At 32.4% G+C, this 25,091-nt stretch carries 25 protein-coding genes; 3 read left to right on the top strand and 22 right to left on the bottom strand.

What is annotated here, in order from left to right:
* From BST92_RS11700 to BST92_RS11710, 3 genes are all read right to left on the bottom strand, one after another.
* Entirely contained in the window at nt 1-1,713 is a 1,713-nt protein-coding gene (locus tag BST92_RS11700; protein WP_105071619.1) for a phospho-sugar mutase, read from the bottom strand.
* A gap of 144 nt (nt 1,714-1,857) precedes the next feature.
* Nucleotides 1,858-2,808, bottom strand: a complete 951-nt coding sequence (locus BST92_RS11705) for a glycosyltransferase family 2 protein (RefSeq protein WP_105071620.1) — start codon at nt 2,806-2,808, stop codon at nt 1,858-1,860.
* Between the two features lie 29 nt (nt 2,809-2,837).
* A complete protein-coding gene (locus tag BST92_RS11710) occupies nt 2,838-3,335 on the bottom strand; it encodes a DUF4199 domain-containing protein (protein ID WP_170061748.1) in 498 nt (165 codons plus the stop codon).
* Nucleotides 3,336-3,480: 145 nt separating this feature from the next.
* Here BST92_RS11710 and BST92_RS11715 point away from each other — a divergent pair, with 145 nt between their 5' ends.
* Together BST92_RS11715 and BST92_RS11720 are read left to right on the top strand one after the other, a co-directional pair.
* Nucleotides 3,481-3,732: a type B 50S ribosomal protein L31 gene (locus BST92_RS11715; protein WP_105071622.1), complete on the top strand. Its 252-nt coding sequence runs from the start codon at nt 3,481-3,483 to the stop codon at nt 3,730-3,732.
* A 261-nt stretch (nt 3,733-3,993) separates the two neighbouring features.
* Nucleotides 3,994-5,070 (top strand): methyltransferase, encoded by a 1,077-nt coding sequence (locus BST92_RS11720; protein ID WP_105071623.1) that lies wholly within the window; start codon nt 3,994-3,996, stop codon nt 5,068-5,070.
* 135 nt (nt 5,071-5,205) lie between these two features.
* Here BST92_RS11720 and ald read toward each other — a convergent pair whose 3' ends face one another.
* Nucleotides 5,206-6,300: an alanine dehydrogenase gene (gene ald, locus BST92_RS11725; RefSeq protein ID WP_105071624.1), complete on the bottom strand. Its 1,095-nt coding sequence runs from the start codon at nt 6,298-6,300 to the stop codon at nt 5,206-5,208.
* A gap of 440 nt (nt 6,301-6,740) precedes the next feature.
* The gene (locus BST92_RS11730) at nt 6,741-7,121 is read right to left on the bottom strand and encodes a DoxX family protein (protein WP_105071625.1); all 381 of its coding nucleotides are present in this window, start codon (nt 7,119-7,121) and stop codon (nt 6,741-6,743) included.
* A gap of 113 nt (nt 7,122-7,234) precedes the next feature.
* Between BST92_RS11730 and BST92_RS11735 the strand changes: the two genes are divergently transcribed.
* Nucleotides 7,235-7,606 (top strand): winged helix-turn-helix transcriptional regulator, encoded by a 372-nt coding sequence (locus tag BST92_RS11735; protein ID WP_105071626.1) that lies wholly within the window; start codon nt 7,235-7,237, stop codon nt 7,604-7,606.
* Nucleotides 7,607-7,893: 287 nt separating this feature from the next.
* Here BST92_RS11735 and BST92_RS11740 read toward each other — a convergent pair whose 3' ends face one another.
* From BST92_RS11740 to BST92_RS11815, 17 genes are all read right to left on the bottom strand, one after another.
* A complete protein-coding gene (locus BST92_RS11740; RefSeq protein WP_105071627.1) occupies nt 7,894-8,964 on the bottom strand; it encodes a DUF6090 family protein in 1,071 nt (356 codons plus the stop codon).
* Between the two features lie 287 nt (nt 8,965-9,251).
* A complete protein-coding gene (locus BST92_RS11745) occupies nt 9,252-9,761 on the bottom strand; it encodes a MepB family protein (RefSeq protein ID WP_245910921.1) in 510 nt (169 codons plus the stop codon).
* Between the two features lie 175 nt (nt 9,762-9,936).
* Nucleotides 9,937-11,250: a serine hydrolase domain-containing protein gene (locus BST92_RS11750; protein ID WP_105072266.1), complete on the bottom strand. Its 1,314-nt coding sequence runs from the start codon at nt 11,248-11,250 to the stop codon at nt 9,937-9,939.
* 200 nt (nt 11,251-11,450) lie between these two features.
* Nucleotides 11,451-11,849, bottom strand: a complete 399-nt coding sequence (locus BST92_RS11755) for a hypothetical protein (protein ID WP_146105155.1) — start codon at nt 11,847-11,849, stop codon at nt 11,451-11,453.
* A 117-nt stretch (nt 11,850-11,966) separates the two neighbouring features.
* Nucleotides 11,967-12,605 (bottom strand): hypothetical protein, encoded by a 639-nt coding sequence (locus BST92_RS11760; protein ID WP_105071629.1) that lies wholly within the window; start codon nt 12,603-12,605, stop codon nt 11,967-11,969.
* A 157-nt stretch (nt 12,606-12,762) separates the two neighbouring features.
* Nucleotides 12,763-13,299 carry a GIY-YIG nuclease family protein gene (locus BST92_RS15260; protein ID WP_245910923.1) on the bottom strand — a complete coding sequence of 179 codons (537 nt, stop codon included), beginning with the start codon at nt 13,297-13,299 and terminating at the stop codon, nt 12,763-12,765.
* Between the two features lie 74 nt (nt 13,300-13,373).
* The gene (locus BST92_RS15265) at nt 13,374-14,390 is read right to left on the bottom strand and encodes a hypothetical protein (protein ID WP_245910925.1); all 1,017 of its coding nucleotides are present in this window, start codon (nt 14,388-14,390) and stop codon (nt 13,374-13,376) included.
* A 544-nt stretch (nt 14,391-14,934) separates the two neighbouring features.
* Nucleotides 14,935-15,594 carry a hypothetical protein gene (locus BST92_RS11770; protein WP_105071630.1) on the bottom strand — a complete coding sequence of 220 codons (660 nt, stop codon included), beginning with the start codon at nt 15,592-15,594 and terminating at the stop codon, nt 14,935-14,937.
* A 577-nt stretch (nt 15,595-16,171) separates the two neighbouring features.
* The gene (locus BST92_RS11775; protein WP_105071631.1) at nt 16,172-17,302 is read right to left on the bottom strand and encodes an FRG domain-containing protein; all 1,131 of its coding nucleotides are present in this window, start codon (nt 17,300-17,302) and stop codon (nt 16,172-16,174) included.
* A 418-nt stretch (nt 17,303-17,720) separates the two neighbouring features.
* Nucleotides 17,721-19,019: a WG repeat-containing protein gene (locus tag BST92_RS11780; protein WP_105071632.1), complete on the bottom strand. Its 1,299-nt coding sequence runs from the start codon at nt 19,017-19,019 to the stop codon at nt 17,721-17,723.
* Nucleotides 19,020-19,243: 224 nt separating this feature from the next.
* Complete coding sequence (locus BST92_RS11785; RefSeq protein ID WP_105071633.1) at nt 19,244-19,678, bottom strand: zinc ribbon domain-containing protein; 435 nt, start codon at nt 19,676-19,678, stop codon at nt 19,244-19,246.
* Nucleotides 19,679-19,683: 5 nt separating this feature from the next.
* Complete coding sequence (locus BST92_RS11790) at nt 19,684-20,544, bottom strand: hypothetical protein (RefSeq protein ID WP_105071634.1); 861 nt, start codon at nt 20,542-20,544, stop codon at nt 19,684-19,686.
* 555 nt (nt 20,545-21,099) lie between these two features.
* The gene (locus BST92_RS11795; protein ID WP_211292489.1) at nt 21,100-21,942 is read right to left on the bottom strand and encodes a hypothetical protein; all 843 of its coding nucleotides are present in this window, start codon (nt 21,940-21,942) and stop codon (nt 21,100-21,102) included.
* 172 nt (nt 21,943-22,114) lie between these two features.
* Nucleotides 22,115-22,639, bottom strand: coding sequence for a hypothetical protein (locus BST92_RS11800; RefSeq protein ID WP_105071635.1), 525 nt, complete (start codon nt 22,637-22,639; stop codon nt 22,115-22,117).
* A gap of 151 nt (nt 22,640-22,790) precedes the next feature.
* Nucleotides 22,791-23,555 carry a riboflavin biosynthesis intermediates N-glycosidase gene (locus BST92_RS11805; protein ID WP_105071636.1) on the bottom strand — a complete coding sequence of 255 codons (765 nt, stop codon included), beginning with the start codon at nt 23,553-23,555 and terminating at the stop codon, nt 22,791-22,793.
* A gap of 223 nt (nt 23,556-23,778) precedes the next feature.
* Nucleotides 23,779-24,237, bottom strand: coding sequence for a hypothetical protein (locus tag BST92_RS11810; RefSeq protein WP_105071637.1), 459 nt, complete (start codon nt 24,235-24,237; stop codon nt 23,779-23,781).
* 164 nt (nt 24,238-24,401) lie between these two features.
* The gene (locus tag BST92_RS11815; RefSeq protein WP_105071638.1) at nt 24,402-24,998 is read right to left on the bottom strand and encodes an outer membrane beta-barrel protein; all 597 of its coding nucleotides are present in this window, start codon (nt 24,996-24,998) and stop codon (nt 24,402-24,404) included.
* Between the last annotated feature and the right edge of the window lie 93 nt (nt 24,999-25,091).

Here is a 25,091-nt window from a genome sequence, read left to right on the forward strand (position 1 = left end):
TTAAATATCAAAATCGGCTAGAATGCCGTTAATTTTATTATTAAGTTGGTCTTGTACCGCTGGATAATTAGATACCTTATCTAGTGGTGCTTTAACACTAATGTAGAACTTTATTTTAGGTTCAGTTCCGCTAGGTCTTGCTGCAATCTTTGAGCCATCTGCTAGATAGAATATTAAAACGTTAGATTTTGGAACTTCTAGCGTTTCAATTTTATTTAATTGCTTGTTTTCTCTAGTGCTGGCGGCATAGTCTTCTACAATAATGACATCTTGTCCTGCTATTTGTTTTGGTGTGTTTTCACGCAGGTCGATCATCATTTGTTTGATTTCTTGAGCACCAGAGATTCCTTTTTTGACTAGGGACACGAGTCTTTCTTGATAACAGCCGTGTTTTAAGTACAGTTTTAATAATTCTTGATAGGTTGTGGATGAGTTCGCTTTCGCGTAAGCGTACATCTCACAGGCTAACAATGCTGCAGTAACCGCATCCTTATCACGTACAAAGTCACCAACCATGTAGCCAAAGCTTTCCTCGCCACCACCGATAAAGTCCTGTTGTGGATGGTCTTTAATCATCTTTGCGATCCACTTAAATCCGGTCAATCCTTCTTTGCATTCCACCTGATAATCCATCGCTAGATCATGCATCATAGGTGTGGACACAATAGTAGACCCTATGAATGGTTGCGTCGCGTTTTTTAAATCTGATTGTTGTAAAAGAAAGTCTGTCATGGCTATCATGGTTTGATTACCATTAAGCAATACCATTTTACCATCATTATCACGTACAGCTACACCTAGTCGATCACTGTCTGGATCTGTTCCTATAACGATGTCAGCATGAATCTTATTGGCCAGATCAACGGCCATTTTAAGAGCCTCAGGTTCTTCTGGGTTAGGAGAGTCTACGGTAGGGAAATCGCCATCTGGAATCGCTTGTTCTTTAACAACGTGTAGATCTGTAAAACCAGCTCTTTTTAAGGTCTCTGGAATTAAAGTGATACTGGTACCATGTAAACTCGTAAAAACAATTTTTAATCGAGAACGGTCTATATCACCAGCAATTTTACCAGCTTTTATACTGTCCACAATAAAAGCATTATCATCTGCTGGAGTAAGTAATTCAATTAATTCTGGATTGCCATTAAAATTAATGTCCTTAAAGTTTAAAGAAGCAATAAGGTCTAATATTTCTTTATCTTGAGGTGGTACTAACTGTCCACCATCTTGCCAGTACACTTTATAACCATTATACTCTGGCGGATTGTGACTTGCGGTAAGGACAATACCGGCATGGCAACCTTTTGCTTTTACTGTATAAGATAATAATGGAGTAGGGCGCAAGTCTTCAAATAGATATACATGTATACCGTTTGCACTAAAAACGTTTGCCACTACTTGTGCTAGTTCTTTAGAATTATGACGACAATCAAATGCGATGGCTACTTTTATTTGCTCATCTTTAAAGGTCTCTTTTAAATATTGTGAAAGACCTTGAGTGTTTTTACCTAGTGTATATTTATTAATACGGTTAGTACCTACACCCATAATACCACGCATACCACCAGTGCCAAATTCTAAATCCTTATAGAAAGATTCTTGAAAATCTGCATTATTTGCGCTTATTAAAGCTAGTGTTTTTGTAATTGTATCAGTATCAAATGGCGCTTGCGTCCATGATTGAGCATTTTTAAGAATAGCTTCTTTATCCATTATTATGACGTATGAATGAAATACAAAGATAACAGAAAATAGTAGGTAGCAGGCTGTTAGATTTATGTCGCTAGCACTGGTGCATATCGATGTAAGTCTGGTAATGACAACAGCTATTTATATACTATAGCTGCTTTAACTTATTTATACTTCCTTTTCAATACAGTAGCGATTCACTTGATTACCATTTCTAAGGATTAATTCTCCTAGAAAACCAGCAATAAAGAACAAAACACCCAGCAGCATGGTGGTGAGTGCAATAAAAAACCATGGATTATCAGTTACAAGACCATAAGGAATATTATTTGCCATTTTATAAAGTTTTGAAAACCCTACATAACCAGCGGTAATAAAACCTAGCATAAACATAATGACACCTAGCGCGCCGAAAAGGTGCATAGGTCGTTTACCATATTTTGATATAAAGGCAATGGTAATTAAGTCTAAAAAGCCGTTTATAAAACGTTCATAACCAAATTTAGTCGTTCCATATTTTCTAGCTTGGTGGATGACCTCTTTTTGAGCGATATTACTAAAACCAGCGTTTTTGGCCAGTACAGGTATATAGCGGTGCATCTCGCCATGGACATCTATATTTTTAATAACAGCAGCTTTGTATGCCTTGAGTCCACAATTAAAATCATTTAATTGAACACCGCTTGTTTTACGTGCGGCCCAATTAAAAAGTTTACTAGGTAAGTTTTTTGCAATAACACTATCATATCTTTTTTTCTTCCAGCCGCTTACCAGATCGTGGTCTTGCACAGTGATCATGCGATATAATTCTGGAATCTCATCTGGACTATCTTGCAAGTCTGCATCCATCGTAATTACGACCTCACCTTGTGCTTTATGAAAACCGGCATGTAGCGCTTGTGATTTTCCATAATTACTTAAAAACTTTATGGTATGTGTGCTGTCATGCTTACGCGAAAGCGTCTCCAAAACATCCCAACTGCCATCTGTACTACCATCGTCTATAAAAATGATCTCATAGCTGATTTCCATGGTTTGCATGACGCGTAAGATCCAAGCGTGTAATTCTGGAAGAGATTCTTCCTCATTTAACAACGGTATGACTATGGATAAATTCATGCAAGAGATTCTGTTATGGGATATGATAATTAAGCCTGTTGTGGCGTTTCTTTTCTAAAGATCAAAGATGATAAGATTCCAAAAATGGTATAAAACAATAATTTAGATATAAAACCGGTGAAGTAGCTGCCTAAACTATATACAGGTTTCTTAAATACATCTTGGTTTGCAAGAGCATTTTCATTTTTTTGAGCAAACTCTTCAGTTGCTTTTTCGGCTATGGCTTGTGCACCTGGATCTATTTGTACATAAATAAGGTAGTTTGCAATAAAATCTACTAGAAAAATTACGAGCATACATAAGAAAAAAGCGAGGACACCTTGTTTTAATGATAGATAACCATTGAGACTAGACTTGCTCCACCATTGTGCTGCAATTCCAAAAGGAATAGGTAATATCATCATTGCAATACCTAAGCCGACACTGCTAAATGCTTGAATTTGCCATATATAGATGACTAAAGCTAGATTTGCCACCGCACCGATAAGGCCTATTATGAAAGCGTTTTTTTTTACTATTTGATCCAAAGCGTTCTTTTTTTTAAGAAATACAAATATAATGGTTTGCATTACGCCCGAAAGCTATAAATTGCACAGATATATTTAAGCAATCTATTTGTAGATTTAATAATAATGATTAAATTTGCAGCCGCAAAAGAATAAGATTAAGATCATGCAAAAAGGAATTCACCCAGAAGATTATAGACTAGTAGCTTTTAAAGACATGTCTAATGACCAAATATTTTTAACTAAATCGACTGCTCCTACTAAGGAAACGATTGAGTTTGAAGGTAACGAGTATCCACTTATTAAATTAGAGATCTCTCGTACTTCTCATCCTTTTTATACTGGTGAGACTAAACTTTTAGATACGGCTGGTCGTATTGATAAGTTCAAAACTAAATATGCAAAATTCAAGAAGTAATCTTCTTAGAATTTTAATGATATTAAAAAGCTTCGCCTTGTGCGAGGCTTTTTTTGTTTTTTAAAAAGTACCTTTACTTTATAATTATTTATTCATTGTTACTATCTCTGTACCATGCCATTTACGGTCACGATAGTCAAATGAACTCTAGCAAACACTTAATGCCTGATTGCTGGTAAGTAACTATACTTACAGTGTTATATAATCACGCGCTTTGCTCTTCTCATTAATTTGCAACTCGTTTCTTCACAACGCAAATTGATGAATACAGCAATTAATGCCCATAAGCCTGCACCATTTGTAACAGGTAAACGACTAGAGGTTTTTAACCTTTCTACAGAAATTAAGAAAACCATTCAAGCGCTAGAAGCTGGTAAGCCAGTTCTTATTGCAGATTTTTATAGCAATGGAGTTTTACTACTTAAAGAACTACAGCAGTATCTTAAAGGTAAGATGCCTCATCAAACTTTTCAAGAGCAACGCGAGTATCGAGCTGCTTATCATAAGCTTTCTAATCTCATACTTCTAGAAATCATCAATTATAAAATCGATGTAAAAAAAGCACCTGCTATAGGCTGGCTTGAAAAACTGTATACTGGTAATACTAACTTTTTACTCACTTTTCCACAAGTGCAAGGATTAAATAGTTCCTGGCAGTGGTATCAAAATGGTATATCAGTTCCTACTTTAAGAAATAAAATACATCCTTATTATGGGGTTTATTTCCCAACTAGATTTGACCATTTAACCGTTTTTGACAACTGGTTAAAGCGCTATAAAGGTCCTAAGAAAACAGCTGTTGATGTAGGTGTAGGTAGTGGTGCGCTTTCTTTTCAATTAGTAGGTCACGGTTTTCAAAAAGTATATGGGACAGATATCAATCCTAATGCTATCATAGGTCTAACAGAGTTTATGGGCGATACAAAGCTATCTAGAAAGATAGAGCTGGATCATGCTCCATTATTTGGTAAATGGGATAAACAAACAGAATTAATTGTATTTAATCCACCGTGGTTGCCCATTTCTTCAGAAAACGATAGGACTGATAAGGCGATGTATTATCCAGAAGAGTTATTCTCAGATTTTTTTGCTGCTGCAAAGGAAAGACTGACTGTAGATGGAAAACTACTAATCTTATTTTCTAACCTTGCACAAATAACTGATGTCACTAATGATCATCCTATTGAAAATGAGATTGCACATCACGATAGATTTCAATTAGAACGATGTTATAAAAAAAGAGTCAAGTCTGCTTCAGATAAAACTACTAGAGATCAAAACTGGCGTTCTAGTGAGGAAATAGAATTATGGGTTTTAGTTCATAAAAACCGTGATTAATATTTATAGAAAACCTACCTATTGAGTAACTCTATTTATGTTTTTGCTGTCTAAAATGTGACAAGTTAGCAATGGTGTTTTTTAATGACGCTTTCGCGAAAGCGTAATATTTATCATCATATAGAACACCATACACTATTGTGATGACCACCCAAAGGCCTCATTAATCTCTTTATATACAACCTTACCAGAAATAATATTTAGTCCTTTTTCTAGGCTTGGATTCTGGCTGCAAGCCTTTTCCCAACCATGACGAGCTAGTTGAAGCGCATATGGTAAGGTCACATTAGTAAGTGCCACGGTAGAGGTATAGGGAACCGCACCAGGCATATTTGCAACGGTATAATGCACAACGTCGTCGATGATGTAAATAGGATCTTCATGTGTGGTAGGTCTCGTGGTTTCTACACAACCACCTTGATCAACGGCAACATCTACTATAACGGTACCTGGACGCATTTCTTTAAGCATATCGCGTGTGATTAGGTTAGGAGCTTTGGCACCTTTTAAAAGTACGCCACCTATAATCAGGTCGTGCGTCTTGATGTGTTTCCTGATGTTGAATTCGTTAGAGAATTCTGTCACGACGTGCGGTGGCATCACATCATTTACATAGCGCAATCGTTTCATATTAATATCCATGATGGTAACGTGTGCACCAAGACCTGCGGCCATTTTTGCGGCCTGAATTCCTACCACGCCAGCACCTAGAACTAAAACCTTACCAGGTGCAACACCAGGAACACCGCCTAAAAGAACGCCTCTTCCTTTTACAGGTTTTTCTAAGTATTTTGCACCTTGTTGTATGGCTAGTCTACCTGCAACCTCAGACATAGGTGTCAGTAATGGTAAGGTGCCATCTTGATCTTCTACGGTTTCATAGGCGATGCATATGGCTTTGGCTTTAATCATTGCGTTAGTTAGAGGTTTGCTAGAAGCAAAGTGGAAATAGGTAAACAGTACCTGTCCTTCTCTCACTAGGTCATATTCTAGCTCGATAGGTTCTTTTACTTTTACGATTAATTCTGCGATAGCATAAACTTCTTCAATGGTGTTGACTATGATGGCACCGGCTTTTTTATAGTCGTTGTCAAAAAAGCCACTTCCTTCACCAGCAGTAGATTGTACATAGACGGTATGGTTGTTTTTTATCATTTCATAAACTCCAGCAGGTGTCATACTTACTCTACTTTCGTTATTCTTAATCTCTTTTGGAATCCCTACAATCATTTTTAAGCCATTTATATTAAAAACCGAAGTTGTTACTTTTTATTGGTTTATAAAAGTATTAGCTATTAATATTACAGGGTGCTTTTCTTTAAAAGTATGTTTTAAATGGTTTAAACCCTAATTTTTATAGGGTGTGTAGATTTTGATAAAAATTAAGTTTAAAGTGAATTATTCGTTTTTAGTTAGTTTCTGATATCATGTATTGCTAATGCAAAACTGGATAGCTCATATGACGAAACACAGGTTTTCATCTGGCCTCGATGAATTATAAAAAAGTGCATAAAAAAAGGCTCTAGAATCAATTGATTGATTCTATGAGCCCAGAATAATAGTGTCTCAAATTAACGAAGAAAAGTGTTTTTTTGTACTCAGTTCTTTGTTTTAAAGCAGTGTTTTACTGACTTACGGCTTATGGATGAGAAAATTTTTTATATTTTATGTTATTCACCTTTTATAATAGGTTGGTATTTATTCCAATTGGTAACAATTACCCAGATATTAATTGCGAATAGTATTAGTGCGATTCCAATTCCTGATAAGTCGTGTACCAAATGATGAACAAATATACCTACCATAACTGGAAGAATTACTAATGCTCCCAATGCTCTTGTTTTAGGGATAGCTATTAAAGCGCCTCCAATAATTTCAATAATTGCTACAAGCGGAAAAATCCATTTAATTGCTATAAATCCACCCATTATTTGCATCATTTCTTCAGACATCTCGGGCATAGGTATATAGTTGAAGAATTTGTTAAGACCTGAATTAATCATCATTAATCCGAATAGGATACATAAAACTGTAAAAATTATTTTTTTCATTTTTCAATTGTTGTTGTTAATAGTAGGGCAAATTTAACTATTATTGATTACTATTTGTAATCAGCTACCTATAGGTAATCAGTTACTTTAAGGTAATCAATAAATTTGTAGATATGAGGAAAAAGGAACATAAAGAGTGCACGTCTGCTTTATTACCTGTAAGGGACACTTTAGATATTATAGGTGGAAAATGGAAACTTTTAATTTTAATTTCAATTTGGGAAGGAAATAAGCACTTTAGGGAAATTGAGCGTAGTATTCCGAAGTTAAGCACCAAAGTTTTGTCAAAGGAATTAAAAGATTTAGAAGAGAATCAATTGATTACAAGAACTGTTATAAATGGTTTTCCTGTTAGAACAAAATATATGCCCACAGAGCATTCCAAAACGTTGGAAAAAGTCATTTTTGAACTGCATAATTGGGGTGTTCACCACAGGAAAAAAATATTTGGTAATAAGTCCTCAAATAGTTCAGTAAGTGTATAGTGTAATTTAAATTACATATTTGTAAATAGCATAGGTATAAGGCGAGTGAGGCGTTTTAGCCAGTACGCGTTGACTTTTTGGTTGTTGGTTATTAAATTACAGTTTATTAAGTAACTAGAAGTAGTGATTAATTTCAGACTAGTGAAGATTGATAATAAAACAGGCTCTAGAATCAAACAAATGACTCTATGATCTTGTAATAATAAGATTTTAAGTTAATAAAGATATGTGTTGTTTTTTACTTCCGTTCTTTGATAGTCTTTCGTTATTAATTTCTTATAATTAGTTTAAAGTTTATTTAAGTGAACTCTTGTTCCGTATTTAAAAATAACTAAAGAAGTAATTTCATTCAAGCTATCTCTTACAAACTCTCCTTTGAAGTAAATGTCAGTTTGGCCAAATATCTTATCAGCAGTTTCAAAATAGAATAAATCTATATCTTCAAGATCTCCATTCATAACGCCTATTAAGTTATCGTCTTTTATTTGAATATTATAGTTCATATCAGGAAATTGACCATCAAAACCTTCTACCTCTACAATCTTATAAGTACCCACATATTCTTTTAGTTGTGCCGTTGTTAAATGAACTAAATTATGTGGTATAAAATCGGGCAGCGGTTCATTACTTTCAATAAGTGTGTTAATTTGTTTGTATGTATTAATTGCGTTTTCTCTAAATTGCATAACATGATAACTTGCCAAATTTTCACAGCCAGCGTTTTGGTATAGATTTACAACATTTTTATAATAAGGGTCATTAAGGAAAAAATCAATCATTTCATCTTCTAATTGAGGTCGTTCTAATCTATAATACCAATCTTTACTTTTGGCTAAATCGTCAATCACTCTATCTGTAATAACATCCAAGCGATTATCGAATTTGTCTATTTCGTATTTATTATAAATATAGATTTCGTTTAATGGCTCAATAACTGCTTTTAGCTTTTCTGAAACATTATCAACATTTTCTGTGAGGTTTGTATATCCATTTTTATGAATCTTCATATGAAAAGCGTTCATAATAGCGTATCTTAAAATATGTCTATTATCATTTTTATAATCATCATAGGTTAGTTGATTAGATTGTACTAAGTTGAAGATGGAATCTTTTGTTTTGTAATAGGCAATTAGCTCGTCCGACTTTTGAATATCTAGTCCTAAATCATGTTGTACTTCTTTTAAAATAGAAACAATCTTATTTTCGGTTTTTCGCTGTTCATTTTTATTATTTATTTGAAGCGCGATGAGAATACCAATAATTACAAGTACAATCTCTCCTAAAGCGTAAAGTATGTATTTGCTAAATTTATTTTCTGAGAGTAGGTTTTTGCGAATTTTCCGAAAGAATTTTATCATTGGTTAGCGATTTCTGTTACATAAGCACAATGGCAATAGTATTAGGCGAGTAAAGCGTTTTGCCGGTATGTCTGTATCATTTGATGTTGATTAGTGGTTGTTAAGTTACAGTTTCTTAAGTAAATAGAGGTAGTTTTTAATCTAAGACTAGTGAAGATAGAAAATAAAAAAGACTCCAGAATCAACTGTTCGATTCTATGAGCCCAGATTAATAATGTCTCAAATTAACAAAGTAATGTGTTGTTTTTCACCTCAGTTCTTTGTGGTAAGTAATACTTTGCACAAAGCTATTCAGTTGTATATAATTTCACTACTTTCTTTAAGTTGATGGCATCGTTTATTATATAGAAATATTCTAATTGCCATTTTTGAGTTCTTTCCGCCTGTTTATTCTTTGCAATGTCCCAATTTGGATAAACCCGAAACGCTCTTTTTCCTTCTTTTTTGGTTGTGGATATGATCCCTTTTTTAATCAACACGGATTTAGGAAAAACAAATTGACCAAAGTCATTTTCGGTTCGCACGTTTACAGTATAAAAATCAATTGGATCGTTTTCTTCAAAAGGTTCTATGGGGCCTTTTTCGTTCCGCTTCCAAAATGTAACAAACTGTCCAACTTTTTTAGGCGTTATTTTTGAATTTCGGCTTATTATTTTCTGTCCATTCAAGTCAAATCGGCACGCATTATATTCCTTACTTTCGTGCTCAATTTGAAAGTCGGAAATTTTTAGTCCGCATTTTGTATACACTTCGTTATTTATTTTATTTAAATTATCATCCATTTTTTTATTCAGCATGAATTTAAATTTAGAACAAAATTTTGTTCAATGTTACTTATAACGATCTAAATTACAAGTATTTGTGTGGTTGAGTTTTTAAATTTGTAAATACACATTAAACTGAAAATACGCGAGGATATACAGAAGTAGGTGAGTACAAGCAATTACTAATAACTATAGTTGTGCTCTGGTTTTAATTACTTGTATATTTATTTTCTTCTTCACTTGCCCAAATTTGTTGATATACGGCACTACGAAAAGAATCGTTTAACTCATATCCTGGTTTGCGAACTGCGTTATTCTGGGACATAATGATACCTACAAAATTTCTTTTTGGATCTGCCCAGAAATAGGTGCATTCATATCCACCACCTATCCAAAGTCCTGCTTCTCCTTGTTTTTTGGTCTCCATAGACTCACCGCTGATCCACAAATTATAACCATTATAACCATAAGGGCTGTCTTTTTGAGTATGTGGGGCATAAATATCTTCTACGGTTTCCTTATCTAGAAATCTATAATTATTTAATTCGCCTCTTTTTAAAAGCATTCGAACAAAATCGGCATATCCATCTGCCGTAGCGACCATTCCTTCTCCACCTAAATATAAGGGATGATTAACATCATAGTCAGGTACATCAGGACCAAGAATATCTAGCTCACCTTTACGAGCAACTCTTAATACAGAATCTCTTCCTGTAAAACGAGGAAGCAAATCAATGTTTTCAGGTAATCTATACCGTAAACCTTCAATATGCATAGGGTCGGTGATGCGTTCTTTTACCAGTTCATTTAAATTTTTACCGGTTGCTCTTTCAGCGACAAGTCCTAATACTGTGGTGTTTGTACCATAAAAATAATCTGTACCCGAATGTTGAATTAATGGTAACTCGGACATCTTTTTAATTAATTCATCAGAGTTCTTAGCCTTGGGTAAGTTTTGTTTTGCGATAAGAGAATCAATACAAGAAAAACCAGTTGTGGCATAATAAAAACCAGCCTGATGATTTATTAAATGACGCACAGTCATTACAGAGTCATTAGAAACCAACTTTATAGGACATGCGTTTTCTTTATTCTGCCATTCAGAGTCTAACAGACTCGATCCATTATCGGAAACAGCAACTTTGAGATTTTTAAATTCTGGGATATAATTAGTTACTGGATCATCTAGTTGTAAGGCACCATCTTCAATTAAATCTAATACGGTAGAAATAGTTACAATTTTACTCATGGACCATATACGTACCCAAGTATCGCCATTCACTTCAGTATTAGGAAGCAGTGTTTTGTTTACAGCACTATGTTCGTAAATCATATTACCATCGAGATCTTCTATTCTCGCATATACAAAAGGATAAAAATCTTCATCTACATAATGATCTATTACATCATCAATTTTTGTTGTATCGGCAAATTTTAATTGATTCTTGTTCTCTTGTGTACAAGACTGAAGCGCAAATAAGGTAATAAGTGTAATTAGTGTGAAAGGTGTAAGTTTTTGCATTGCTGTAGTGACGAATAAATATTTTAGAAAGTGATTATGAATTGAATCATGAAACACCATTTTAGAGCCTCTAAATTAAGCAATAAAAGAAGTAGTGATTATATTTTTTACTATAACGATATAGTTCAGCAGTAATAACAACTCAACTGAACGAAGAAGAGTGTTGGTTTTTACGTTAGTTCTTTGTTGTAACACGTTTTTTATTCATTTAGATTATCAATTATGTGTTCAGTCAGATAATCATTTTTTTTATCCAGAAATATGATTGTCGGTCCGTATACATTGTTAATTGCAAGAAGTCCATATTTCTCACTAAATAAAATCGGTCCAGTTGCGTCATCTGCATAATCTAATGTATCATAATAGTCAAACTCCAACCCTTGAAGTTCATCATTTGTGAAAGGCTTTTTGCTAGTTTTCACAAACTTGTCAAATCCGAATAGAAGAGAGTCAGATTGAATAATCTTTTTAATAAAAATAGTTTTTGATGTGTCTATTTGATTGACATATTTATAATTCAGAGAATTTTTCGTTTTGTTGAAAGTCAAATTGAACTTTTCATTTTTCGATTCTGAACCAAAGAATATCGTTGCATTCATTTCAGATTTCCATTCCGTATTTTTTTCAGAACATCCGAAACAAAAAGTAAATATCAATATGTATTTTAATAGGTTAGAACAAACCATTAATTTTATACGGTGCTGTGCGTTCGTTTTTTAATTCAATTCATATTCAGTTAATTCCTCTTTTAGCTCTTTCGATGTCAAAAGAGGTTTCCTTTCCAAGTGAGCAAATCCATATCCATTTCCTTGAACAAAAGCAGGTAAATAATTTTTTCCAATTTCTAAAATTATTCCAACATCTATTAAGTTTGAAAATTCTCCGTTTACTTTTTTAGCTTCATCTGAATTCGGCTTGCATAATATTTGGTCGTGATAACTACTTGTAGTTCCATCGAGTAATTTTTCGATTTCACTTTTTCTTATTCTAGCTATTTTACTTAAAATTCTGTTCCATTTAGAGTCGATTTTTTCGACTTTAGCTGGTTCTGTTATAGAATCAGTAAAATACAGAAAAGTCCGTACTCTTTTTATATCCTTTATTTGTTCGTTTTTAGTGATTATTTTTGCATTTTCAGTAGGATTGTATTTATTTTCAATTTCGAGAATTTTGACCGTCATCGCTTCATCACCTTTATTTTGCGAACTAGCAATTTCAGGCACACATTCTAGTTCAATATAATAATTATCAAACTCAAATATGACTTTTACGAATTCAGTCCATATTCGTTTTGGTTCAGATTTTTTTAGTTTCTGAATTATCTTTTTTTCTATGATGTTAAATGTATATTCCACTTTTTCTTAAATGACGCACAACGGCAATGGACTAGAACGTGTTTGTGTATCGTTAGTAGCGTGGTTAAGCATCTAAATTAGCAAATAAAAACTGAATAGAAAATCCGCGAGGATTTTCGTAAGCAGGCTAGAACCTAGCAATAAATTATATACATTGTTAGGCGTTGTTATTTATTTTTCCAATGACTTTATCAATTGTGTCATTAGCTATTTTCATATCCAATCTAAAAAATTCTCGCCTTGGGTCAACTCTATAGGAATCTAAAATTTCGTGAATTTCTTTTTCCGCTATCTTACAATCTTTAACTGCCCATTCTCGCATGACCGCAAATTTATCGGGAACACTTGTTTTTGATAGTTGTTTAGCTCTTTCTTCTGTTTTTTTTGTGGTTAAGCCTATTTTATATATATCTTTTTCGAATGTTGCATTTCTCATCACATAAATAAATCCAGCATTCTCTCCTTGAAACTCTTGTTGTTCTTGGTTATTAGAAATTATTAAATCGTTTGTATTTGCTTGAAAAAAACTTTCTGTTTTATTTACCCAAGTTTTTCCTGTCACTTGTCTTCCTTTTTTGTCTGTACCGAATTCTTCTGGAGAAAGATTTTTCCAATATCCACCATTTTCAATCTTAAAGTTTTCGTCTCTCAGAACGATTCTGTCTGCAGAAAATCTGTTTTCTCTATTTAACATCCATAAAGAACGATTTCTAATCTTATATTTTGATTCTACAGTTTTATATTTTCTTTTTTTAATAGGACTGTTGATTATTTTTTTAATAATGTTTCATGTTCTTCTTCCTCAATATCATCTTCGAAAGTGTTAAAATAATATGGCAGATATAAAACTGCTTTTGCAAGTTCAAAAATTGAACTATAACCTTCAACTTCCGAAAGCATATTTTGAAAGGCTTCTTGAAAATCCTTTGATGTCCATTCTCCGTTTTTTACAAAACCAGTTATGTCATCGGTCAAAATTGAAAAAGAATTCCCTTCATCTTTTGCTACATATCTTGCGTCTAAAGTTTCAGTTTCTAAGTCAAGCCTACAAGCTATTAATACTTTCCATAAATTTTGATTGTCATTTAATCGAACAGCCTCTCTTTTTCTCTCTTCTGCTGGCTTTATGTTTTCTTTTCCAGGTATTCTACTTTTAGGTAATGGAACTAATTCTTTGGTTTTTTGTTCAGTATCAATTATTTCTCCTGTTAAAAAAAGCATTGTTACTTCATCTCCTCTCCTAAGTATTGAAACTCCTGCGATTACAAATTCACTACCTTCTTCTGTCTTAAATGTGATTTCGTTAATTTCTGAACCTACATTGTAATTATAAATCAGGTCCTCTTCAAAATTTCCTTTAATAAAATTAATGTTGAACTCAAAATCTCTTGAAGTATAGAAGTCTAAAAAATCATAAAAAGAAATTAAGTAATCTTCTTCTTCAAGTAATTTCCATGAATTTACAGTTTTATCGAGGTCAAAAAATGCTTCCATTACATTGAACATAATTGGCATTTTTCGATGTCCATATGTCCAAGACCGATGATTAAATTCTTTTAGAAAATGTCTTATTTCAAAATCCATATTCAGACCAACTCCATTTGAATCTTGAAGTTCTAGTGTATTGACTGCCTTTTTTAAATTATCACGCAATTTTTTTTTGAGAGCTGGATTTTCTCTCATATGTTGTTCGTGACGAGCTTTGACTTTTTTGAATTCTTCAGTCGATTCGTCCGGAACAGCATCTTTTGAATATTCTATTCTTCTTTTTATGTGCTCTTTCATATGAGTGCTCTAATAACGCCTAATGGCAAAGGTATAAGGCGAGTGAGGCGTTTTAGCCGGTACGCGTTGACCTTTTGGTTGTTGATTAGTGGTTGTGAAGTTACAGATTTTTGGAATAATCACAGCCTCGCTATAAGCCTTTAAAACGTCTCAATCGCCATTATACAACGTTCTTGTTTGTTTCCTAGCGGCTGACGTGAATTGGGTAAGTACAAGCTGACTATTGCTCAAGAGGTTTTACAGCTTTGCCATTATTGTCTCCGACGAGCACAGCGAGAGGAAGACAGTTGAGTAGGTTGGGAGACTTGTGATTTATAATTACTATGGCAGGTTGATCTTTTGCAGCGTTATTGCAGTTCTATAGTTTCTAATCCCAAGTGAGTAATTATAAATTACAAAAGCGAAAACCTACGGCCGCAGGCAATGGACTAGAACGGTTTTGTATAAGATTAGTTGCGTTGTTTAAGCAACTAATTTAGCAAATACAAGCCGAATAGAAAATCCGCGAGGATTTTCGTAAGTAGGCTTGCACTAGCAATTAATTTTATACGGTGTTGTGTACCGTTTTTATTCTTCTTTTATATTCCAATTTTCGTTTAACTGATGCAAATAATAAAATTCCGTTGCATATAAAAAATGCCAGAATTATTATGTGAAATCCACTATTCCAGATAGTATTAATTATTAAAAATATTAAAAGTGAAGAAAGTAAATAAACATTGAAATTCACATTCGAAAGATTGGATTTTGCTTGTTCTAAATCAACCTCTTTCTTTTTGTTCTGATTTAACTTTAATTCAGAAGTCAGTTTTTCAAAGTTCTCAAATTCCAAATCGGTAATTTCCATCGTTCCACTAAAGTCTGTAATCTTAATCTTTCTGTATACAGTTCCTTTAAAGGCAAAGAAGTTTTCTAATTTCAGTTTTTTAATTTTAGCCAAGTCGATTTTTTCTTTTTTTAATAAAAACGGATAGATGGAAACGATACTATTATTGTCAATAACTAATATTCTAAATTTATATAGAGTATAAAAAAAGAATCCGATAAAAAGTAAAATCATAAATCCCATTATGATTTTTCCAACTATAAATAAGTCGCCAGCAAATACATTTTTATTTAATGATAAGAATGTCAAAGTTCCACTACATAGAAGCATTATGAAAAACCAAAATGATGTAAATATGTTATTAATTCCGATTTTCATTTAGTTTCGAGGTTTTTCTCAAATTGCGTACAATGGCAAAGGTATAAGGCGAGTGAGGCGTTTTAGCCGGTACGCGTAGACCTTTTGGTTGTTGGTTAATGGTTGTGAAGTTACAGAATTTTGGAATAATCACAGCCTCGCTATAAGCCTTTAAAACGTCTCAATCGCCATTATACAACGTTTTTGTTTGTTTCCTAGCGGCTGGCGTGAATTGGGTAAGTACAAGCTGACTATTGCTCAAGAGGTTTTACAGCTTTGCCATTATTGTCTCCGACGAGCACAGCGAGAGGAAGACAGTTGAGTAGGTTGGGAGACTTGTGATTTATAATTACTAAAGCTGGTTGATCTTTTGCAGAGTTATTACAGTGCTATAGTTTCTAATCCCAAGAGCGTAATTATAAATTACAAAAGCGAAAACCTACGGCCGCAGGCAATGGACTAGAACGGTCTCGGCTATGAGTAGTTGCGTGGTTTAGCACTTAGCTTTGCAAGTACACACCAAACTGAAAATCCGCGAGGATTTTCAGAAGTAGGCGAGAACAAGCAATTACTTATAGCCATTGTTGTGCTTAGTGATTTATTTTTTTCTTTCAACTTCTTTTTTTATTCCATCTAAGTCTGGTTGAATTGTCATCCAGTTAATGTTTAATATTTCAAGTCTTTTTAAAACTTGCCAAGCAACTCTATGTGATAGAGTAAATAAACTTGGTTTTCCAATTTTTTCATTTATTAATCGCTCGTTATCAGCACTCTTTTTACAATCAAATAAATAATTATCTAATGATTTTATTTTACCTTCTTTGTTAAAAAGATTTTCGTCAATTGAACGACCTTTAAAATAATTAATAAACAGTCCTTGTTGTGCTACCATATTATTATTCTGAAATCCTTCAACGAATATTCTTTTTAAATAAAAGTCTTCTTGACATATTTCAATTAATCTTTCTGGAATTGCCCAAATTCCAATTTTAGAATTATCCTCTTTTTTTGGATGTTTTATATTCTCAGTAGCAAAAAATATTGCCTTGTTTGGATTAAAAGTAAAATCTAATAATCTCGTATGAACACCATAATGTTGAGCTAAAGCTAATTCTTTTAATTGTTCTGGTTTTGGAAAATCTTCTATTAAGTCAAATGCTTTAAACTTATCATCAATTAAAGTTGAGTTAATTAGTTTAAAGGAATCATCTTCAATTTTATATCCTAAACTATTTAAACCTCTAATGAAATTTATAAAATCCGTTAATTCAGGCAAAAAATGACCATTTCCTGATTTTAGCACATTTAAACTATTGTTTTCTTTGTTGGAATTTAAATCTCGAAATGCAGTTGGGATTAATTTCCAGTTAAAGTCTCGATGTCCTCTAAATATGTATTTTGCACCAATATTGGCATAGCTTGTCTCATAAAATTCAGAGAAAGGGTCGTTAAAACATTCAAAAAAACCATCACAATTTTCTTCGAAGTCATAAACCCAATGAGTAATTTCATCAATCGGTTTTACACCTCGAATTATTTTTCCAAAGGGATTTATTTCAGGTTCGTGTTGAAGCCTTAATTCTATGGGTAATTCTTTTAATTGATTCATTTTTTCCTCATTAAGCACAATGGCAAAGGTATAAGGCGAGTGAGGCGTTTTAGCCGGTACGCGTAGACCTTTTGGTTGTTGGTTAATGGATGTGAAGTTACAGAATTTTGGAACAATCACAGCCTCGCTATAAGCCTTTAAAACGTCTCAATCGCCATTATACAACGTTCTTGTTTGTTTCCTAGCGGCTGGCGTGAATTGGGTAAGTACAAGAATACATTTGGTCAAGAGGTTTTACAGCTTTGCCATTCTAGTCCATTGAGTAGGTTGGGAGACTTGTGATTTATAATTACTAAAGCTGGTTGATCTTTTGCAGCGTTATTGCAGTGCTATAGTTTCTAATCCCAAGAGTGTAATTATAAATTACAAAAGCGAAAACCTACGGCCGCAGGCAATGGACTAGAACGGGTTTGTGTATGGTTTTGTTGCGTGTTTAGGTACTAAAGTTAGCAAATGAATCACAAATAGAAAGTCCGCAAGGACTTTCGTAAGTAGGCTATAACTAGCAATGAATTATACACGGTGTTACCCAACGTTTTTATTCCGCAAATCTTATTAATTTATTTCTTTCAAGCCATAAATATGGTTTAGAAATGTTTTTAATTTCTTTTCCTTTATTGTTGATTATAAATGACATTCCATCTTTTTTTACAATTGCTTTTTTTTCTTTAAATGGTAATGCACTATCGTATATAATTGGAATTATGATTTCATTTTTATTATTGATGTAGCCATATTTATTGTTTTTTCGAACACAAGCTAAACCATTATTGAAGTCTCCCAAAAAATTGAATTTATATTGAGGTTCAATTATTATTTCGTTTTCTTTATTAATATATCCTGCTTTTCCATCTAATATAACCAAAGCTAGACCTTCATTAAAATAACGGATTTTATTATACTCAAATGGAATAACGACTTGCTCCTTAATATCAATCATTCCCCATTTATTAGATTTTTTTGCTAAAAACAATCCGTCTTTTAAATCACTAATATCATCGTATTCAATTGGAATTATAATTTTCCCTTGCTCATCAATTACACCTGTTTTTCCATTATTTCTTACTCTCATAAATCCATTTTGAAAGTAACCTGAAATTTCATCATAAATAGGATTTATAATAACATTTCCATTAATATTAATTAAGCCTTCTTTAAGTTGAATATGACCTGTTTTATTTAAAAACTCTACAAAAGTTCTACTACCATTTTCAGTAATCATTGATTTGTTCTTTTCAACAGCTTTACTTTCTATCATAAAAATGGCATTATTATCAATTATTGGTCTATAACTAAAAGTTAGACTATCTGGAAATATTTTCTTTCCATTTTTATCGACATAATTCCATTTGTCGTTTGTTTTTACAGAGGCATATCCTTCATAAAATGGAAACGCATCTTCATAATTTAAAGCAATAATAATTTTACCATTTTCATCAATGAAACCATATTTTTTGTCTTTTATAGCAATCCCTAAATTATCTTTATACCAATATGTTGCACTATATTCGGGAAATATTTTTTCATTACCATTTTCAAGTATAATTCCCGGTATTGAATCTTTTATAATATTTGATTTTCCATTAAAAAAGTCAGATGCATAAGTGTATTTAGAATTTATAACTTCTTTACCTTTTGAGTTTATAAATCCATAGTTTAATGAATCTTTTTTTGAAAACATTGACCTTTCTACTATATCAGAATAATAATCATTCGAACTTCCTTCAAGATTTACCATTATTCTTAAAAACTCCATTTTAAAAATATCGTTTCCGACTTTTTTTTGTCCGAAAACATTAGTGGATATTATTAAAATCAAAAAGAGTGTTTTTTTCATAAGTAGCTTTTTTTCAAATGTTGGGTAACGTCTCCGTATATGAAACGTAGCGTGTAAAAAGACGCTATAGTTTCGGATTATACACTAGCCGAATTTTTTAATTTCTTTTTAACTTATTTTTTCAAAAAGCCAAATTAAAAAATTTGGCGGTCTTCGCAAATAAATACCAACCTCTCGAAAATCCTGTAATAGCTATGTTTTATATACATTGTTGGCGGTAGTTTTTATTGTTCGTCAGTTTCTTTATTGTTCCTAATCATACTAATTATTATAAGTATCGCGAATGGGAAAATGGTATAAAATAAGAATTCCGTAATATCGTATTGAGCAATTTCATCAAATTCGGCATATTTCCCAAATGGCCAAAAGTCCTTTGAGCCATCCATATTTTTTCCATCAAAAGGTCCATCCGAAAGCGCAAGTAAAAAGAATAGATGAAGCATTATCCAAGCGAGATACCAACCCATTGCTTTTTTTAAAAATTGGTAGTCAAGACTTTGTTTATGTTCTTTTACAACTTGTCTCACTATTTCGTTTTCAATAATTTTTTCCGCAACTTGTTCTTTAATAGATGGTTCAACTTCGCTTTGAGATTTGCCACAATGCGAGCAAAACTTTGAATTTTCTGGAATTTGTGCTCCACACTCAATACAATACATATTTATTACTTTATTAGCTCAGAAGCATCACTTTTATACTTTTCTAATGTATTTTTTAATGTTTCTGAAATTTGTTTTAATTCTTCTTTATGGTTGTTGTTTTGTAATTGGATTTCTCGAAATAGAACAGATGTATCTCTGAATTTTGGTAAATGACTAAGAACTGTTTGATTACTTGTATATTTTATTAGTACATTTTCAAGAACTTTTCTGATATATTCATAGAAGTAATTCAAATCCGATTCGTCTTTCATATTTTCATAGAACTCCTTTATATAAGAGTTTAGTTGGTCAATATCACTATCACTCAATAACTCTGGTTGTTTAGTAAACCAAGCAGTTAAATTCATTAATTCACTTACCTGTTCTTTGAATCTCTTTTTTCTTTCGTAGTCAAAATTTTGAGATTTTTCAACCATTGTCCAAAGTTGGTCTATCTGCATATTAAAATAATCTACTTCTGATGAAAGGTTATTAAAAGTTTTAATTTTACTTTCTCCGAAATTATTTACATAGGAAAGGAAATAGTTTTCATTTTTTAATAGCTTTTCTAAACGATTAAAACTTTTGTTTGGCGAAAATCTCAATAATTGAAAATCAAGATTATTTTTTTCATATTCTGAAACCATTTTATCTAAATTCGATGCGACTGTTTCCACGTGACCAATAGATGATTTGACTAAATTAGAGAAGTGTCTAACTCGATTATTGTCATCATCTTTACTCTTCTTTTTTTCCTTTTTTCTGTCCCAAAGTATTGTAAGATAGAATACCAAAAGCGCAGTTCCTGTTCCAATTAATGCACTAATTATATCTTTCAAAAAATCTTGGTCAAAAAATTCTTTTGCTGTTTCTATTTCTGACATTTTATTGTGTTCAATGTTGTTTGTCTTAAATTACCGCCAATGGCAAAGGTATAAGGCGAGTGAGGCGTTTTAGCCGGTACGCGTAGACCTTTTGGTTGTTGGTTAATGGATGTGAAGTTACAGAATTTTGGAACAATCACAGCCTCGCTATAAGCCTTTAAAACGTCTCAATCGCCATTATACAACGTTCTTGTTTGTTTCCTAGCGGCTGGCGTGAATTGAGTAAGTACAAGAATACATTTGCTCAAGAGGTTTTACAGCTTTGCCATTCTAGTCCATTGAGTAGGTTGGGAGACTTGTGATTTATAATTACTATAGCTGGTTGGTCTTTTGCAGCGTTATTGCAGTGCTATAGTTTCTAATCCCAATAGAGTAATTATAAATTACAAAAGCGAAGACCTACGGCCGCAGGCAATGGACTAGAACGTTATTGTATATGGTTTGTTGCGTGGTTTAAGCACTAAATTTAGTAAATAAAAACCGAATAGAAAATCCGCGAGGATTTTCGTAAGTAGACTAGAACTAGCAATAAATTATATACGGTGTTGCCCACAGTTATTTCTTGTTTTTCTTTATTATTCTTAAAAGAGCGTGAATTGTCGCTAAATAATGATAAAACATCCAACTGTGCCAAATAGCAACATCGTATTTGCTTTTCTGCTTTTCATTATGATGCCTTATTCCGTAATTATTTGCGATATTAAATAAATCCGATTCGTCTTTTGATTCTAAAAATTCTTTTGCTTTTGGTCTTAAATATTCTAGAACATCAACTAATTCTCGTATTGAATCTTGTCTCTCGTCCATTGTTGACTTATATCTCCGAAATTTTAAAACTGCATTATTTATTTTAGTTTCAATATTTTCTTTGTCTGAAGTAGGAACATCGGCATCAAAGAGATGTGATAATCCTGAATCTGCTAATTGCAGAATTTCTCCATTTTTGGAAAGTTCAAAACCATTTGCGTAATCTTTTAAAATCGGATTAATTTGTTCTCTAAAATACAGTTGACCTTCTTTATCATTAAATTCCTCCCAATGATAACCGCAACCATTATGTTGATGATAAAAACCATCTATTCCTTTAGAGCAGTAATCGTGTAGAAATTCTAAAACGTCAAATAAATCGTCTTCTGAGTAATTTTCTATTTGACTTGTTATTGGGAAAAGATTTTCCTTTTTTAAATGGATAAACATTACATCATCCAAGTCGTATCCTAATTCTCCCGCAACTTCTTCTTGGTCTTCGCAATAAAAACCGAAATATTTTTGAAAATATCCATCAGTTTCAATTTTCTTGTAAATTATTAGGAATAATTTTTTCAGCACTTTTAAGTCAATTACTTTATTCGGTATAATTTTACCTGTTCGTACCGAAAAATAATCTCTCTTATTCATACTGTTTTTTTAATTGTGGGCAACGTTGTTGTATAAGATTAGTTGCGTGTTTTAAGCACTAAAGTTAGCAAATAAATCACAGATAGAAAGTCCGCGAGGACTTTCGTAAGTAGGCTAGAACTAGCAATGAATTATACACATTGTTACCACACGTTTTTATTCCGTTGTTGTTTTAATTCAGTTTTTTATTTTCTAAAATGTCAAATCCAAAAAGTCCATTCCGAGTTTCCAATTCAACGGTTTTATATTGATTCATTTTTTCAAAGTATTGGTGATTAAAAACCAACTCTTTCTTAATTCCTTTGTAATTTACTGTAAATACAGGTTGTTGTTCTCCAATTCTGTATTTTGTTCCGCCACCTATAAAAGTCCGTTCAACAATTTTATAGGATTCCTTTTTGCTTTTTTTGTCAGCAAAGTGATAATTCATAAACATAAAAACAGAACACGCTATAAATCCAAATCCGATGAAATAGTTTATTAAAGCATATAGTTTTATGGTTTTGTAATGAAAGTATGTGTTTTTAAAATTCCGAAAATCAATTCCGTATGCTATGATTCCGAATACAATGATTATTAACGCTGGAATAAACCAATTAATGATTGTATTCCGAAAAATCTGTATTTGAAAGTACATTGAAAATATTCCAATAAAGAAAATTGTAGGATAGAATATTTGTCTTTGTTTTTGCGTCATTCTCAAATGTGTGGTAACGGTCTAGTGTATGATTTCGTTGCGTGTTTAAGCACTAAAGTTAGCAAATAAATCACAGATAGAAAGTCCGAGAGGACTTTCGTAAGTAAGCTATAACTAGCAATGAATTATACACATTGTTGCCATTAGTTTTTTATTCGTAATCATCATTATACCAACCTTTCCATTCTCCAGTTTCAGGATAAGTCAATTCGTAAATTCTCTTTTCAGAAGGACTTAAACTGTCCAAATATTTACTCAATTCCATTATATGAGTTTCTCCATAACCCATTCTCCAACCAATACTATATTTGTCAATTTCTGGATAAGCTAACCAAGGTGGTAAAATCGGATTTTTGAGAGTTTTAAATTCTCCAACTTCATTTAGAATGTCTCTTGTTTCCATTAAAGCGTATCCGAGTAAATTCAGTCCATTCCAAAAGTATGGATTTTTAGCGTCTTCATTATTTTGAGCGAGTCCAATTCCCCAAATATTGTCGACTGGACTTGCCTCAACTAAAATTCTGTCATTCGTATTTCTTAAAAATTCCGATAGCTTTGGGTTTTGACTAAACTTGTGAAAATTACCTCTTACAACTATTTCAAATCTATTTTCTTCCCAAATTCGTTGGTTAAAGTTCTTTACTTGTCTGCCAAGTTCTTTTACTTTTCCAGCTTTTGAGCTTTTGATTATTTGTTCATAAATGTCTTTGTCATTAAACAACAAAGCTTTTTCAGCCATCATATAATGTTCGGCTGTCAAGAATTTAATTCCGTTAACTTCAAATTCAGATTCATACCATTGACTGAAACAAGATTTCGTAATTCGGTCAGACTTTTGATGTCCCCAAAATAGAAGGTATTTCAGGTTTTCACCTGATTCAATTCGTTCAATTATTTTCTCGTTCGCGTAGTTCATTCAAATTAATGGCAACGTGTACGTATATGATTTGTGGCGTTTTGGCGGCTAGCAATGGGGAGCGAATTGGCAGCAGCTTGCAAAGCTGCGTGAGAATCAGAAGCCGCGGTGAGCCGCACGACGTATTTTTCCGTCAAGCCAAGTTAATCTTTTTTGTAACAATTGCAATTGACTTAACCAACTGAGCCATGAATTATATACGTTGTTGGGTGTAGTGCCCGCTCTAATCGTAGATTTTTTTTCTTCCGCTAATTTTTGGAACTCTTCCTCCAGAAAATAGAATCCTCTTTCCGATGTCGATCCACTTATTATCATAATATTCACATTTGAAACTTGTGGCGAACCATTTTTTTCTTTGGGTAATTCTTATTGGCCTCTTGATAAAAATATCAAGCGCTCTAATTATTTCTAGTTTTGTTTCATCTATCCATTCATCATCAACATCATTTGAAGAAGGATTAAACATAATTTCATCATACCAAAAATAGGAGTCAGGTTCAGAATCCAATATTGCCAATAAGTTAGTAGTTGTCCAAAGCGATTCTACCCAAATTCTAAACTTAAATGATTTACAGTATAATGTTCGAAATTCTAAACATATCTCGTCGTTAGACTCAATCTCCTTAAATTCAATTTCGGGAAACTTTAGTTTTATCAGTCTAATGAATTCAATATTCTTCAAGTAATAAATTTTGTTTCAGGCATTACACCCAACGTGTTTGTGTATGATTAGTTGCGTGTTTTAAGCACTAAAGTTAGCAAATAAATCACAGATAAAAAGTCCGCGAGGACTTTCGTAAGTAGGCGAGAACCAAGCAATTAATTATACACGGTGTTGTAACCAGTTTATTTTATAAAGTTCAAATTCAAAGCTAAAGAAAAATAAGAATTTTTCAAACTGTTGACTATTTCTTTATTTATGGCGTTAGTTATTCCAAAATTTCTGTACAACCTAACAGAAAACGTTTGATTAAAATTATATCCAAGACCAATTATTACTCCAAAATCAAATTTTTTTACATTTCCAAGTAGCTCCTTTATAGTATTATCTTCATAAGCCCAATCATAACCAACAACATTTAATCTGTAATTTAAATCTAAACCAGTTTTTAAATAAAACTTTTTTGTCAAATAATAATTAATTTTTAAAGGAATATTAATTACTTGAGATTCAAAATCAAATCCATCTATTATATTATTATTTTTATCTCTAAACTTATTAAAATCTTTATTCCTCCAAGCATAGGTTTGTTTTATAAGAAAAAATATTTCTGGAGATATTGATAGTTTATCATTAATTTTTATTTCTGATGTTATTCCAAAAGAAACTCCTCCTTGATACTTGTCAAAATCATTCGCTGTTCCTTTTACTCCTAATCCAAAGTTTGATTGAGAAAAGACAGATAAACTTGATAATGTTAATATTAAAAATATTTGCTTCATTAAATTTTCATTTTTTAATTGGTTACAACGCCACCTGTGTATGTCGTGTGAGGTTCATTTGCAAGTAAATAGCAACTATTCGGTATTTCCGAA

Origin of the sequence: Nonlabens arenilitoris, assembly GCF_002954765.1 — a bacterium.
GTDB lineage: Bacteria > Bacteroidota > Bacteroidia > Flavobacteriales > Flavobacteriaceae > Nonlabens > Nonlabens arenilitoris.